We start from the raw sequence: 14,096 nt of genomic DNA, 5'->3' as shown, positions 1-14,096 counted from the left end.
AATGAATCGGGGTACTGCTACCGACCCGCGAGGGTCGGGGCTGTGAGGAACGGCAGCACCGGGGTGCCGTTCGCGAGGGCGCCGAGCGCCATGAGGACGCCCGCCCCACCGGTGTTCAGGTCCATCGACAACCGGCGCAGCTGGATGCCGGGGAACGCCAGTCCGCTCTGGTAGGGGATGGCGTGCCAGGCGAGCGAGGTCAGGTGCCGGTCGATCGCGTGCCGAGGTCCACCGGTGTGCACGAGGGTGGCCAGCAGACCGGCCCGGCCCAGCATCAGCGCGGGCTGGATGACGAACTCGCCGGTCGTGGCGCCGAGCAGCTCCGGCAGCTTGTCCAGCACCGGCAGGTCCGGTTCGACCAGGCGGAACTCGTTGAGCACCAGTGCGATGCCCGCGCTGCCGGTGCCGACGTAGGGCAGGGTGCGGGCGGTGCCGTCCCGGACCTGCGTCGAGCCGTCCAGCGCGATCATCGTCTCGGCCAGGTCGCGCTCCAGCGCCCTGACGCCCGCGTCCAGCCAGCGCCGGTCGCCGGTGCGCTCGAACAGGCGCAGGAACAGCAGCGCGGGACCGGACCATCCGTGCTCCAGGCCCGCGCGGGCCTTGTCGCCGGGCGGCTCGACGTTCGCCAGTTCGGTGTCCAGGCGCTCGCCCAGCACCACCGCCTGCTCGGCGTAGGTCTCGTCGTCGCGCGTGCCGGCGAAGTGCAGCAGGTTGAGCGCGATGCCCGCGAGGCCGGAGCCGAGGCCGTGGTCCTCGGTGTCGGGCACCATCGTGGCGTAGGAGCGGACCAGTTCGCCCGCGAGGTCGTGGTGGCCGAAGTTCTCCAGCACGTACGCGATGCCGTGGGCGCCGCTGAAGAAGCCGGGCTCCTTCGGCGGGTCGCGGCGCACGGCCTCCAGCAGCCACCGCTCGTGGTCGGGGAACCGGCCCTGACCCGCGACGTCCAGCGCGTGCAGCACGCCCGCCGCACCGTAACCGAAGGTCGCGCCGCCGGTCTCGAACTGCTCCACGTCACCGGGGAACAGCCGGTCGTCGCGCTGCGGGGTGGCGCTGGCCAGGATTGCCGTCGCGACCATCTTGAGCACCACCGGCAGCTCCGGCTCCGGCGCGTCCAGCACGGTCGTGGGCGACTCGGTCGGTGGGTCGACGCGGCGCTCCAAGCCGGCGAGGATCTTCGCGCAGTACTCGTCGGACAGGCCGAACCGGCGCTGGATGAAGTCGACGTGGGACCGCAGCTTCACCGGCGCGAGTTCGAGAATGGTGATGAGCGGCAGGAACAGGTACAGGCGCAGTGCGGCGAGGGCGTGCTCGTCGATCTCGAAGCCGCTGCGGTCCGGCGGCGCCTGGAAGCCCGGCGAGCCGAGCGTGGGCTTGTTGTCCTCCTCGACGCGGAACGCCAACTCGAAGTCGATCAGCGAGATCGAGTCGTCGTCGTCCACCAGGATGTTGAGCGGGTGGAGGTCGCAGAACACCAGGCCGCGGGCGTGCACGTCGCCGATGATCCGCTCGACGTCGGCGATGAGCTTCAGCGCGCGCTCGGTGTAGGCGGCGACCGCCTCGTCGGAGATCTCGTGGTGGGTGAGCGGGTAGTGCTGGCCGAGCCACTGGCCGAGCGGGCGGCCGGGCACTCGGGACATGGCCATGAACTCGTGCTCCCACGCGCTGAAGCGCTCGAACACCTCTGGCACGCCCGGGACGCCCGCGACCACCTCCAGCATCTCGTGCTCGCGGTGCAACCGGGTGACCGCGTCGACGTTCAGCCGGTCCAGGCCCGAGTGCGGTCTGGCCTCCTTGAGCACCACCTGCCGGTCGTCGGACTTGCGGACCGCCTCGTACACGCCGCCGCCGTTGGAGAAGTGCAGCGAGCGGAGCACCCGGTAGGGGAACTCGTCCGCGCTGCCCGCCCGGCGCACGGCCAGGTGCTCCTCCAGGCACGCCGGGATCTTCACCCACTCCGGCGTCCAGAAAGTCGGCTTGCGCTGGTCGGGCACGAGCGCGCCGTCCGGGCCCTCGATGGCCAGCACGCGCTTGCCGTCCTTCTCCAGCCACTGCTCGACGAATCCGCCGTAGCGGACGAACAACGGGCCGGCGCCGTAGCGGAGGTCGCTCAGGATGTAGGCGCCCGACTGACCCTTGAGGATTTCGGACAACTCGAGGAGCGTCGACTCCAGCTCGGATTCGTCGGCCGGGTAGATGGTGATGAGCTTGCCGCTGCCCTCACGGGGCGCGTACTTCGAGTTGCGGGCCAGCACGATGGACCGGGTGCGCAGGTACTTGAACGGGATCCGGCGGGCGACCAGGTACTCGTAGGACTTCAGCAGCACCTCGCCCGCGTTCAGCACGGTCGCCGAAACGTGGATCTTCCAGCCCTGCTTCGGCAGGGGCACGCCCTGCGGGTAGGTGTGCCGCCAGATGTTGCGATCGCCCTGCGACCAGCCTTCCGGCAACGTGGGGAGCACCTTCGAGAAATCGTCTTCGGAGGTTTCCGCGTGGTTTTGCACGTCGTAGAACAGACGGTCCGCGAAGCAGTAGGCCTCATAGCGGAGATCCACGGGTTTTCGCCTCCTTGCGATGTGTGCGACCGAGTTATTCCCGCACGTCAACGGTGTAGAAGCCAATCCACCATTTCGGGGGGTGTTGACGTCCATTCGGGCGGGTGAGCGTTCCTCGGATCCGCACTGCAAGTGGGTATAGGCACTTCAAAGTCACTCGAACGCCATGTTTAGCTTCACCGCCGTGCGGACAGCGGCTACCGGAGGAGGCTAAACGAAACGCGATCGTTCTTCGCGTTGACGGGCGCTCACCTGCTGGTACGAGACTTTTCCGCTGAATTGCGGGATCGGTTACGGACCGTGCCGCAAGAGCCGGTCGGGTGTGCTGCGCCCAATATTCGGGACGGTGGCGACCCTATATTGCGGGAAAGTGCGGTCCAGCCCTGCGAGGGTCATTGTGGGTACTGATATCGGGACGTTCAAACCGCATTGTGCGGGTCAACTGCTGGGCCGTCCGGGTGGTTACCCCCACGTACGGGCGCTGTGGCACGCTCCAGGGGTGTCCGCACGCCTGCTGCTGCCCGCCGTGCTCGTGATCGCCGCCACGACGGCGGGCGTCGGCGTGCTGGCGCGCGAGGCCTACCAGCGGCCCGCGGTGTCCCAGGGCGGCCAGGTGGCGGCGCCCGGTTCGGGGCCGTCGAGTTCGGTGCCCCGCAGCGCGCAGCCGGGCAGCGGTGCGGTCCAGCTGAGCGTCGACGCGGCGCAGCACCCGGACGGCCAGCGCGTGCGCGAGGTGCTCCAGCAGCTCTTCGACGCGATCAACGCCCACGACTACGAGCAGTGGGCCAAGACGGTGACCGCGCACCGGGTCGGCCAGACGCCGAAGTCGCGGTGGCAGTCGGACTACGAGAGCTCGCGGGACGGGTCGATCCTGGTGCACCGGATCGAGTCGGTCTCGCAGACGAGGCTGCGGGTGCTGATGACGTTCACCAGCACCCAGGACGTCGTCAAGGCGCCGGCCGAGCTCCAGGCCGACTGCATCCACTGGCGCGTGGTCTACCCGTTGCAGGCGGAACGGGGCACGCTCCGCGTCGACCTGGGCACCGAGGGCTCGACCTCCCAGTTCACCGCCTGCTGACCCCGCGTGTCGAACACTCAGCCCACGCGTGTCCTACCTTCAGAACGCGCGTGTCCTACGTTCGCGTCCGTGAGTCCTACGTTCAGGACCCCTGAGTTCAACGCTCAGCACACGGCAGTGGGGTCGCCCCCCGACTGCGGCGACCCCACCGAACGCCGGCCCCCCTACAACGGGATGTTGCCGTGCGCGCCCCGGCCCGCCGGCGCCGCCGCGAGGGCCTGCGCCAGCTTCCGCCGCGTCTTGGTCGGCTCGACGACCTCGTCCACCACGCCGATCGCGATCGCCCGCTCCACGCCGCCCGCGATCCGCTCGTGCTCCTCGACGAGCTGGGCGTGCAACGCCTCCCGCTCCTCGTCCGGCACGGCGGCCAGCTTCTTGCGGTGCAGGATGCCGACCGCGGCCTTGGCGCCCATCACGGCCACCTCGGCGATCGGCCACGCGAACACCGCCGTCGCACCCAGCGACCGCGAGTTCATCGCGATGTACGCGCCGCCGTACGACTTGCGCGTCACCAACGTCACCCGCGGCACGACGGCCTCACCGAACGCGTGCAGCAGCTTCGCGCCGCGCCGCACCACGCCGTCCCACTCCTGGCCGACACCGGGCAGGTACCCCGGCACGTCGACCAGCACCAGCAGCGGCACGCCGAACGCGTCGCACATCCGCACGAACCGCGCCGCCTTCTCCGCCGACAACGAGTCCAGGCACCCGCCCTTGCGGATCGGGTTGTTCGCGATCACGCCGACCGTGCGCCCGCCGAGCCGACCGAGGCCGACCACGACGTTCGGCGCCCACTTGGCCTGCAGCTCCTCGAACGACCCGTCGTCCAGGATCGCCCGCACGAGCGGCTTGACGTCGTAGGCCCGCTGCGGCTGCTCCGGCAGCAACGCCCGCAGGTCGTCGCCGTCCGGCACCGAGTGCAGGTCGAACACGCCGGGCTGGGCGAACAGCCCGGTGATCCGCCGCGCCCGCTCGTACGCGTCCGGCTCGCCGTCCGCGATCACGTGCACGACACCGGACTTGCGCCCGTGCGCCTCCGCGCCGCCGAGACCGTCCATGTCGATCTGCTCGCCGGTCACCGACCGGACCACGTCCGGCCCGGTCACGAAGACCTTGCCGGCCGGAGCCATGATCACCACGTCGGTCAGCGCCGGGCCGTACGCGCCGCCGCCCGCCGCCGGCCCGACCACCACGGAGATCTGCGGCACCCGGCCGGACGCCCGGATCATCGCGGCGAACATCTGGCCCATGCCGTCCAACGACTCGACGCCCTCCGGCAGCCGCGCGCCGCCGGAGTGCCAGACGCCGATGACCGGTGTGCGCTCGCGCACCGCGACGTCGATCGCCTCCACGATGTGCCTGCACCCCTCGGCACCGAGCGCGCCACCCATCCGCGTGGCGTCGCTGCAGTACGCGACGACCTTCGCGCCGTTGATCCGGCCGCGCACGGCGAACATGCCGCTGCCGTCACGGGGCCGCAGCGGCGCGACGGACCCCGGGTCGAGCAGTTGCGCGAGCCGGACCTCCGGGTCTCGCGGGTCGGTTTCGCCGTCCGCGGCCGGGTTCACCGGCCGGGACGCAAGGGCAGTCATCGCGGAGCTCCTCGTGGAACGGTCTGGCCCGGAACGGTCAGGCCTGGGTGAAGACGAGCGAGACGTTGTGCCCGCCGAACCCGAACGAGTTGTTCACGGCGGCGGTCAGCTCGATCTTGCGCGGCTCACCCGTGACGACCTCCAGCTGCACCCTCGGGTCCTGGTCGTCCAGGTTCAACGTCGGCGGCACGATGCCGTCGCGGACCGACAGCAGCGTGGTGATCGCCTCCACCGCGCCCGACGCGCCGAGCAGGTGGCCGTGGTTGCCCTTGGGCGCGGTCAGCACCGGGTGGTCGCCGATCGCGCGGCGCACGGCCTGCGGCTCGATCACGTCGCCCACCGGGGTGGACGTCGCGTGGCAGTTGACGTGGCCCACGTCGGCCGGGTCGACGCCCGCGGTGCGCAGCGCCTTCGTGATGGCCCGGGACTGGCCGATGCCCTCCGGGTCGGCCGCGGTGATGTGGTAGCCGTCGGACGTGGTGCCGATGCCCGCGAGCTTGCCGTAGATCCGGGCGCCGCGGGCGCGGGCGAAGTCCTCGCGCTCCAGCACCATGATCCCGGCGCCCTCGCCGAGCACGAACCCGTCCCGGTTGACGTCGAACGGGCGCGACGCGCGTTCCGGGTCGTCGTTGCGGGTGCTCATGGTCCGGGCCTGGATGAAGCCCGCCATGGTGATGGTGGTGATGCACGCTTCCGCGCCACCGGCCACGACCACGTCCGCCTCGCCGGTCTTCAGCATCCGCCACGCCCAGGCCAGCGCCTCGGCGCCGGACGCGCAGGCCGACACCGGCGCGTGCACGCCCGCGCGTGCCTTCAGGTCGAGGCCGACGTGCGCGGCCGGGCCGTTGGGCATGAGCATCGGCACGGTCAGCGGCGAGACCTTCCGCAGGCCGGACGCCTCGATCAGGTCGTCCTGGTCCAGCAGCGTCATCGCGCCGCCGATGCCGGTGCCGATCACGACACCGAGCCGCTCCAGGTCGACGTCGTCCTCGCCGAGCCCCGAGTCCGCCCACGCCTGGCGGGCGGCGACCACCGCGACCTGCTCGCAGCGGTCAAGCCGGCGCGCCTCGACGCGCGGCAGCACCTCGGTCGGCTCGACCGCGAGCTGCGCGGCGATCCGCACGGGCAGCTCGAACCGCTCCGCGAAGCCGCCGACCAGCGGCTTCACACCGCTGCGGCCGGCCAGGAGCGCATCCCAGGTGGAGGCGACATCGCCACCGAGCGGGGTGGTGGCACCCAGCCCGGTGACGACGACGTCGTTGCTACTGGTCATGCGTTGCTGGCGATGTAGTTGACCGCATCGCCCACGGTCTTGAGGTTGGCCAGCTCGTCGTCCGGGATCTTCACGCCGAACTTGTCCTCGGCCTGCACGGCGATCTCCACCATGGACAGCGAGTCGATGTCCAGGTCGTCCACAAAGGACTTGTCAGCCGTCACGTCGGCCGCCTCGACACCGGCGACCTCCTCGACGATCTCGGCGAGCCCCTTCTGGATGTCCTCGTTGCTCACTGAAAATCCCTTCCTTCTTCTTGCTTCGCCGGCTGGTTGGTCCCACCGGAGTCTCTGATTGCGGTCACGGCAGCCGGACGACCTGTCCCGCGTAGGACAGGCCGGCTCCGAAGCCGACGAGCAGCGCCACGTCACCGCTGCGCACCTCTCCCGCCGCGCGCATGTGGTCCAGCGCGAGGGGGATCGAAGCGGACGAGGTGTTGCCGGAGTCCACGATGTCACGAGCGATCACGAGGTCTTCACGCGCACCCTTGGCGCGCAAGCGCTTCGCGATGGCCTCGACGATGCGCAGGTTCGCCTGGTGCGGCACGAAGACGTCCACATCGGACACCTCGAGGCCGGCCAGCTCGACCGCCTTGAGCGCGATCGGCGCGATCTGCGTGGTCGCCCAGCGGAAGACCGACTGGCCCTCCTGGAAGATGAACGACGCCCGGTCCTTGATGCTGATCATGTCGACCAGGTCGCCCGCGCTGCCCCACGACACCGGGCCGATGGCCGGCTCGTCGGACGGTCCCACGACCACCGCGCCCGCGCCGTCGGCGAAGATGATCGCGGTGGACCGGTCGCCGGGGTCGACCCAGTCGGTCAGCTTCTCCGCGCCGATGACCAGCACGTGCTTCGCCGTGCCCGCCCGGACGAGGTCCGAGGCGGTGCCCAGGGCGTAGCAGAAGCCGGCGCACGCGGCGTTCATGTCGAACGCTGGCGCGCCCTTGATCCCGATCCGGTCGGCGACCTGCGCCGCCGCGTTGGGGATCTGGGACGGCATGGTGCAGGTGGCCACGATGACCGCGCCGATGTCGGACGGCGTCAGCCCGGCGTCGGCCACGGCCTTGACGCCCGCCCCGATCGCCATGTCCACGAGCAGCTCGTCCGGCTTGGCCACGCGGCGGTTGGCGATGCCCACCCGGTCGCGGATCCACTCGTCCGAGGTGTCCATGCGCAGGCTCAGGTCGTGGTTGCTGACGATCGTCTCCGGCTGGTAGCTGCCCAGGCCGAGGATGCGGGTGCCGACCTGGGAGGTCGGCATCGAGAAGGTGGTCACTCGGCCACCTCCGACGGCGTCGCCGTGATCATCTCGACGACCTGGTCGAGCTGGTCGGGGGTCTTGAGGCCCAAGGTGGGTGTGCCCTTCAGTTCGCGCTTGGCCAAGCCGGTCAGCGCGCCCGCGGGCGGCAGTTCGACCACCGCGGTCACGCCGTGCCCGGCCAGGGTTGCCTGGCAGGCGTCCCACCGCACGGGGCGGGTCACCTGGGAGATCAGTCGGCTCAGGACCTCGTCGCCGTCGGACACCACCGCGCCGTCGGCGTTGGACAGCAGCGGCAGCGTGGCGTCCTTGACCACGATCCCGGCGGCACGGGCGCGCAACGCCTCCTCGGCGGGCGCCATGAACCGGGTGTGGAACGCGCCCGCGACCTTCAGCGTGCGGATCTTCGCCCGGCCGGGCGGCTGCTCGACGAGCGCGGCCAGCGCGTCCACCGGGCCCGCGGCCACGATCTGGCCCGCGCCGTTGCGGTTCGCGCCGACCAGGCCGAGTTCCTCCAGCCGGGCCAGCACCTCGTCCTCCTCGCCGCCGAGCACCGCGGCCATGCCGGTCGGCTCCAACGCGCAGGCGGCGGCCATCTCGGCGCCGCGCACGGCGGCGAGCGCCACGGCGTCGTCGGTGCTCAGCACGCCCGCGATGGCGGCGGCGGCCAGCTCGCCGACCGAGTGGCCCCCGACGACCGTGTCGGCGGGCAGTTCGACCCGGCGGCGCAGCTCCTCGTAGGCCAGCAGGGCGAGCGCGACCACCAGCGGCTGGGTGACGGCGGTGTCCTTGATCTCGTCCGCGTCCGCCGTGGTGCCCAGCCTGGCCAGGTCGAGACCGGTCGCCTCGGACCACGCGGCGACGCGCTCGGCCGCCCCCTCGACCTCGAGCCAGGGGGTGAGCATGCCGGGTGTCTGGGACCCCTGTCCGGGGGCGAGGAGCGCGATCACCCGCTCACTGAACACGCTCGGGGTCGTTTCCGGTGATGCCGCCACGGACGAAACCCGGGACGCTGGCTTGTAGGGTCTCTACAAATGTGACTCGGAGATGAACGTAGAACGACGTCGCGTGTTGTCGATCCCGGCCCAATCGGGCATGCGTCGTCCGTCACACTCGGACGGTGGTCGTCCGGTCGGGTCACCACAAGCCGCGGGCGCGGGCCAGTCGCCCCACGGAGAGTGCCACGCGCAGCACCAGAGCGTCACGGGGATCGTTGGCGTTGCGCCCCGTCAACTCGGTGGCCCGCTTGAGCCGGTAGCGGACCGTGTTCGGGTGCACGAACAGCTTCCGCGCGCACGCCTCCAGCACGCCGCCGACCTCCAGGAAGGCGTCCACGGTCTTCAGCAGCGAGCCGCTCGCCTCCTCCAGCGGCCGGGCCACCCGGTCGACCAGCTGCCACTCGGCCTCCGGGTCGCCCGCCAGCGCCCGCTCCGGCAGCAGGTCGAGCGACCGCACCGGCCGCGGCGCGGCGGGCCACCCCACCACGGCCCGCAGCCCGGACAGCGCGTCACTGGCGCTGCGGTGGGCGTCGGCCAGGCTCGTCACCGTCGGACCCGCCACCACCGGGCCGGGCCCGAACGCCTCCGACATCCGGACCAGCGACTCGCTACGCTCCGTCTCGCCGCCGAGCACCACGACCAGCCGCGAGCCCTGCACGCTCAGCAGCACCGGCCGGCCGACCCTGGCCGCGCGGCTGCGCACCTCGAACACCACCGCCGGCGGGTCGTCCGACGGCGGGTTGCCCACCAGCACGGTCGCCTCGGCGGCCGGGTCCCAGCCGAGCGCGGTGGCCCGCGACAGCAACGACTCCTCCGCGTCGCCACGCACGATGCCGTCCACGACCAGCGCCTCCAGCCGGGCGTCCCACGCGCCGCGCGCCTCGGCCGCCGCCGCGTACGACGTGGCCGCGGAGAACGCGATCTCCCGCCCGTACCGCAGCACGCCTTCGGTCAGCAGCGCGCGCTCGGCCTCGTTCTCGGCCAGCTTGGGCAGCAGTTCCTCGAACAGCTCCAACGCGATCCGCACCAGCTCGACGGTCTGCCGCAGGCTCACCCACCGCGAGATGTCCTTGGGCGCGGAGCGGAACGCCTCGGCGGTCAGCCGGATCGCCTGCTGCGGGTCGTGCAGCCAGGACACGAACCCGGCGACCCCGTTCTGGATCAGCAGCAGCACCCCGGCGCGCTGGTCGGCGGGCATCCGCCGGAACCACGGCAGGCGCTCCTCCATCTCGGCCACGCTCGCCGCGGCGAGGTCGCCCGACGCCCGGCGCAGGGTTCGCAAGGTGGCCCGCGACAACGCGGTTGAGCTGGTCACACCCCCACGATCGCACGGGGGTGCAGGCGCTCCACCAACGAGTGACTCGCCCTGACGCTCCGCGCCGATCCCCTTACCGTCGGTGGCATTCTGACCGGCTCGCCTGGGAGGGTTTCGTGCGCAGGTACATGTCAGTCGGCCTGGTGGTCGCCGCCGTGCTCGCGACGGCGGTCGTGCCGTCGTTCGGAGCGGCGCGCAGCGATCCGCTCGCCGAGTTCCACACGCAGCAGCTCGCCTGGTCGCCGTGCAAGCAGCTGCTGGAGTGCGCCGAACTGGTGCTGCCGCTGGACTACACCCGGCCGGACGCCGACCGGATATCGCTGGTCATCAGCCGCCGGAAGGCCACGGACCCCGACCGCAGGCGCGGCGTCCTGGTGCTCAACCCGGGCGGTCCGGGCGGCTCGGGGCTCGGCATGCCGTCGTTCCTGTCCGGCAGCGAGCTGGCGAAGGTGTACGACCTGATCGGGTTCGACCCGCGCGGCGTCGGCGGGTCGACCGCGCTGAACTGCCGCACGGTCCCGGAACTGGCCACGATCGACACCCGACCGGCTGATTCGGAGTTCCCGAAGTGGGCGGCCGAGGCGCAGGCGGCCGAGGACGCGTGCCACCGCTCCGCCGGCGGCATCCGGCCGTTCGTCAACACCGCCAACACCGCGCGGGACCTCGACGTGGTGCGGGCCGTGCTGCACGAGGAGAAGATCAACTACCTGGGCTACTCCTACGGCACCTACCTGGGCGCGGTGTACGGCAGCCTGTTCCCGACCCGCCTGGACCGCAGCGTGCTCGACTCGGCCGTGCACCCGGAGTGGATCTGGCGCGAGCAGTTCCGGGCGCAGGCGGTGGCGTACCGGCGCAACGTCGACGCGTGGGCGGCCTGGGTCGCCGAGCACCACGACCGGTTCGCCCTCGGCGCGACGCCCGAAGAGGTGGTGGCCACCGTCGAGGTGGTCGCGACCGCCCTCGCGCAGCAGCCGGTCGGCGAGCAGGACCGGACCCGCTTCGACGCCGCCGTCGGCGTCGGCGCGCGCTACCGTCCACTGTGGTCTGAACTCGCGGTGCTGGTGGCCGAGCTGAAGGCGGGCTCGCCGTCCGAGTCGGGCGTGCTGATGGCCGGCGAGGCGCGTGAAGAGCTGGTCTCCGGCGTGTTCCACACGGTCACGTGCGAGGTCGACTGGCCGACCGAACTCGAGACGTACTACGAGGACATGAGGATCTTCCGCGACCGCTACCCGTACGGCTTCGGCGTCCTGCGCGCGGCGCCGACGACGTGCGCGTTCCGCAGCTTCACGCCGCCGGAACCGGCCGTGGCGCTCAAGCGGGACGGCTACCCCGTGGGCGTGATCGTGCAGGCGGAGGGCGACACCCAGACCCAGTACGAAAGCGGACCGGCCCTGGCGGAACGGCTCGGGCACAACCTGGTCACCGTGCAGGACGAGGGCAAGCACGGCCTCTACGGCAGCGGAAACCCGTGCGTGGACCGGCTCGTCAACCGGTATTTTATCGACGGCGTGCTGCCACCCAGCAGCTCGAACTGCCCCGGCGACCCGAGGCCGGACGTGAACCAGGCGACCTCGGCGCAGCACGTGCGGGCCTACCTGGCCGGCCGGGGCCTGTCCGCCCTGTTCTGAACCGCGATCGGCCACCCACGCGAAAACGCCCGGCGCGAAAACCTCCGCGCCGGGCGTTTCCCTCTCCCCGGTCCCCACCGGTGATTCCACTCTGGACTGCCGACGCGAGAACCGCCACGTCAGTCACCCTTTCGTGCCACCACTTCAGGTTGCCGGGTGATGCGCACTGAGAAACGATCTCCACCACAAGCGAAATGCGAAGGAGGGTCGTCGTGGGTACCCAGATCACCGAAGGACTCGGGCAGGCGTGGACGATGGTGGCCACGTTCGTGCCGAAACTCCTCGGCTTCCTAGTCGTGCTGTTCATCGGTTGGCTGATCGCCAAGGCGCTGGCCAAGGCCGTCGGGTTCCTGCTCAAGCGGGTCGGCTTCGACCGGCTGGTCGAGCGCTCCGGCCTGGGCGGCGCGATGTCGAGGTCCCCGATCGACGCCTCCGGCCTGATCGTGAAGCTGGTCTACTACTTCGTGCTGCTGATCGCCCTCCAGCTCGCGTTCGGCGTGTTCGGCACCGGCAACGCGGTGAGCGCCCTGCTCAACGACGTCATCGCGTACCTGCCGCGCATCATCGTGGCCATCGTCCTGGTGCTCGTCGCCGCCGCGATCGGCAAGGCGCTGAAGGGCCTGGTGACCGGCGCGCTGGGCAACCGCCCGTACACGAGGATCCTGGGCAACATCACGTACGGCTTCATCGTCGCGCTCGGCGTCATCGCCGCGCTCAACCAGCTCGGCATCGCCGTCGCGGTCACCATGCCGGTCCTGATCACGGTGCTGGCCACGGTCGCCGGCGTGATCGTGATCGGCGTCGGCGGCGGCCTGATCCGCCCGATGCAGCAGCGCTGGGAGGGCTGGCTCAACCGCATCCAGGAGGAGTCGGCGAACATCGCGCCCGCGCCGCGCCGCTCGGACGACGCCGTGACGGGCCGCGCGCAGGAGCCCGTGACGGCCGCCGCCCGCCCGGCCAGGCCGGCGCAGACCGACCCGCCGACCCCGCCCGCGGGCATGCAGCTGCCGCCACGCCCCGAAGGGCGTTGACCCCCGCCCTGGCACGCGCGCACGTCCAAGCGTTGACCCCACGACGACACACATCGCACCACGCCGACAGGCCCCCACCCGGCAACGCGGGCGGGGGCCTGTCGGCGTCCGGGGTCAGTCCAGCTCGTCCAGCACGTCCTCCCAGCTCACGTACGCGAAGCCGGTGGTCGCCAGGTCGCCCGCGGCCGGGGTGCGCTCGCCGTCGTGCACGACGAGCAGGCCCTCCGGGTAGTCCGGGCCGAGGTCGGCGGTCACCAGGTGCGCTCCGTCGGAGTGCTCGACCGAGTCGTTGCCCCGACCCGCGCCGACCACGAAGTCGCCGACGTAGGAGTTGCGGCCGTCCCGCTCGTAGGCCACGAACCGCGAGTCGCCCTGGCTGGACGCGATCAGGTAGTCGTCGCCGACGGTCAGCCCCTCGGCGTCGGCGGCCAGGTGCCTGCCACCGAAACCGGGGTCCGCGCCCGACACCGAGCACTCCTCGGTCTCCGGGTCGTAGGTCTGCGGTACCCCGAACGAGCGAACCTTGTCGATCAGCACGGGCGTGCCGAACCCGGTCGCCCGCAGCGGCACGCGCCAGATGCCGACGTCCTCCTGCGCCGCGTACAGCACGCCGTGCTCGGAGTCGACCACCATGCCCTCCAGCTGGGGCCCTTCACCGGGCTCGCCGCACGGCCTCCAGGTCGTGCCGTCGGGCAGCGGGAACGACGACGGCAGGTCCAGCGTGGACACCACCGCGGTGCCGACCGAGCCGACCGGGCCCGCCGTCACGCGCAGCAGGGCGACCCTGGTCTCGTTGCGCCGGTTCGTCACGACCACCGGCGTGCGGCCGACGAACCCGGTCGCCAGGCCGTAGGCGGTGTGCTGGTCGTCCACTTCCTCCTCCGACGAGGAGAACACCGGCCGCGCGCCCGGATCGGTCACGTCCCGCACGACCGCCGCACCCGCCGCCGCGCCGCGACCGTCGATCTCGTAGACCCGGATCCGGTCCCGGCCGCGGTCGCTGACGAACGCGAGGTTCCGCGCCCGCCCGTCGACCGGCACCCCGCTGAGCACGTCGACGTTGTTGTACCGGCCCGGCTTGGCGTCCGGCGTCGGCGGCAGCGGCGCCGGGTAGGTGCCCAGGGTCCGGCCGGCCAGGTCGAACGCGGCCAGCCCGCCCTCCTTCAGCGTGCCGAGCACGACGCTGCGCCCCGCCGAGCGGGGGTGCACCCAGATCGCCGGGTCGTCGGCGTCGGCGTCGGCCGGCTGCCCGGACGCGTCGTCGACGAACGCGCGGGTCTGGGTGACCGGCACGACCACGTCCGGCCCGGGTGAGGAGGCGATGAGCAGCGGCACCACCGCGGCCATGAGCAGGATTCGCATTCGGCGG

The 14,096-nt window shown here is 71.7% G+C and carries 11 protein-coding genes; 3 read left to right on the top strand and 8 right to left on the bottom strand.

Annotated features, from left to right (window positions below; genetic code table 11):
- Nucleotides 1-17: 17 nt before the first annotated feature.
- Entirely contained in the window at nt 18-2,552 is a 2,535-nt protein-coding gene (lanKC, locus tag ADK67_RS30685) for a class III lanthionine synthetase LanKC (RefSeq protein ID WP_053720027.1), read from the bottom strand.
- 499 nt (nt 2,553-3,051) lie between these two features.
- Here lanKC and ADK67_RS30680 point away from each other — a divergent pair, with 499 nt between their 5' ends.
- Nucleotides 3,052-3,630, top strand: coding sequence for a hypothetical protein (locus ADK67_RS30680; RefSeq protein ID WP_053720026.1), 579 nt, complete (start codon nt 3,052-3,054; stop codon nt 3,628-3,630).
- Nucleotides 3,631-3,794: 164 nt separating this feature from the next.
- Here the strand turns inward: ADK67_RS30680 and ADK67_RS30675 are convergent, their stop codons facing one another.
- The 6 genes from ADK67_RS30675 to ADK67_RS30650 all read right to left on the bottom strand — a co-directional run bounded on the left by ADK67_RS30675 (nt 3,795) and on the right by ADK67_RS30650 (nt 10,068).
- Nucleotides 3,795-5,222, bottom strand: a complete 1,428-nt coding sequence (locus tag ADK67_RS30675) for an acyl-CoA carboxylase subunit beta (protein ID WP_053720025.1) — start codon at nt 5,220-5,222, stop codon at nt 3,795-3,797.
- A 37-nt stretch (nt 5,223-5,259) separates the two neighbouring features.
- Nucleotides 5,260-6,495 (bottom strand): beta-ketoacyl-[acyl-carrier-protein] synthase family protein, encoded by a 1,236-nt coding sequence (locus ADK67_RS30670; RefSeq protein ID WP_053720024.1) that lies wholly within the window; start codon nt 6,493-6,495, stop codon nt 5,260-5,262.
- The gene (locus tag ADK67_RS30665) at nt 6,492-6,731 is read right to left on the bottom strand and encodes an acyl carrier protein (protein WP_053720023.1); all 240 of its coding nucleotides are present in this window, start codon (nt 6,729-6,731) and stop codon (nt 6,492-6,494) included. Before ADK67_RS30665 ends, ADK67_RS30670 begins: the two co-directional genes overlap by 4 nt.
- A gap of 64 nt (nt 6,732-6,795) precedes the next feature.
- On the bottom strand, nt 6,796-7,758 hold the full coding sequence (locus ADK67_RS30660) for a beta-ketoacyl-ACP synthase III (protein WP_053720063.1): 963 nt from the start codon (nt 7,756-7,758) through the stop codon (nt 6,796-6,798).
- An 11-nt stretch (nt 7,759-7,769) separates the two neighbouring features.
- Entirely contained in the window at nt 7,770-8,720 is a 951-nt protein-coding gene (locus ADK67_RS30655; protein WP_053720022.1) for an ACP S-malonyltransferase, read from the bottom strand.
- 172 nt (nt 8,721-8,892) lie between these two features.
- On the bottom strand, nt 8,893-10,068 hold the full coding sequence (locus tag ADK67_RS30650; RefSeq protein ID WP_053720021.1) for a PucR family transcriptional regulator: 1,176 nt from the start codon (nt 10,066-10,068) through the stop codon (nt 8,893-8,895).
- A gap of 116 nt (nt 10,069-10,184) precedes the next feature.
- Here ADK67_RS30650 and ADK67_RS30645 point away from each other — a divergent pair, with 116 nt between their 5' ends.
- Both ADK67_RS30645 and ADK67_RS30640 read left to right on the top strand, forming a co-directional pair.
- Nucleotides 10,185-11,696, top strand: coding sequence for an alpha/beta fold hydrolase (locus ADK67_RS30645; RefSeq protein WP_082404058.1), 1,512 nt, complete (start codon nt 10,185-10,187; stop codon nt 11,694-11,696).
- Nucleotides 11,697-11,908: 212 nt separating this feature from the next.
- A complete protein-coding gene (locus ADK67_RS30640) occupies nt 11,909-12,727 on the top strand; it encodes a mechanosensitive ion channel family protein (protein WP_053720019.1) in 819 nt (272 codons plus the stop codon).
- Nucleotides 12,728-12,841: 114 nt separating this feature from the next.
- On the opposite strand, the gene ADK67_RS30635 is transcribed toward ADK67_RS30640, so the two are convergent.
- Entirely contained in the window at nt 12,842-14,089 is a 1,248-nt protein-coding gene (locus tag ADK67_RS30635; protein WP_082404056.1) for a phytase, read from the bottom strand.
- Nucleotides 14,090-14,096 lie beyond the last annotated feature (7 nt).

Source organism: Saccharothrix sp. NRRL B-16348 (assembly GCF_001280085.1).
Taxonomy (GTDB): Bacteria; Actinomycetota; Actinomycetes; order Mycobacteriales; family Pseudonocardiaceae; genus Actinosynnema.
This window is presented reverse-complemented; position numbering and strand designations above follow the sequence as displayed.

Coding starts and splice junctions, on each gene's coding strand:
- ADK67_RS30675 (WP_053720025.1), bottom strand. CDS start 5,222: ATGACTGCCCTTGCGTCCCGGCCGGTGAACCCGGCCGCGGACGGCGAA.
- ADK67_RS30670 (WP_053720024.1), bottom strand. CDS start 6,495: ATGACCAGTAGCAACGACGTCGTCGTCACCGGGCTGGGTGCCACCACC.
- ADK67_RS30660 (WP_053720063.1), bottom strand. CDS start 7,758: ATGCCGACCTCCCAGGTCGGCACCCGCATCCTCGGCCTGGGCAGCTAC.
- ADK67_RS30635 (WP_082404056.1), bottom strand. CDS start 14,089: ATGCGAATCCTGCTCATGGCCGCGGTGGTGCCGCTGCTCATCGCCTCC.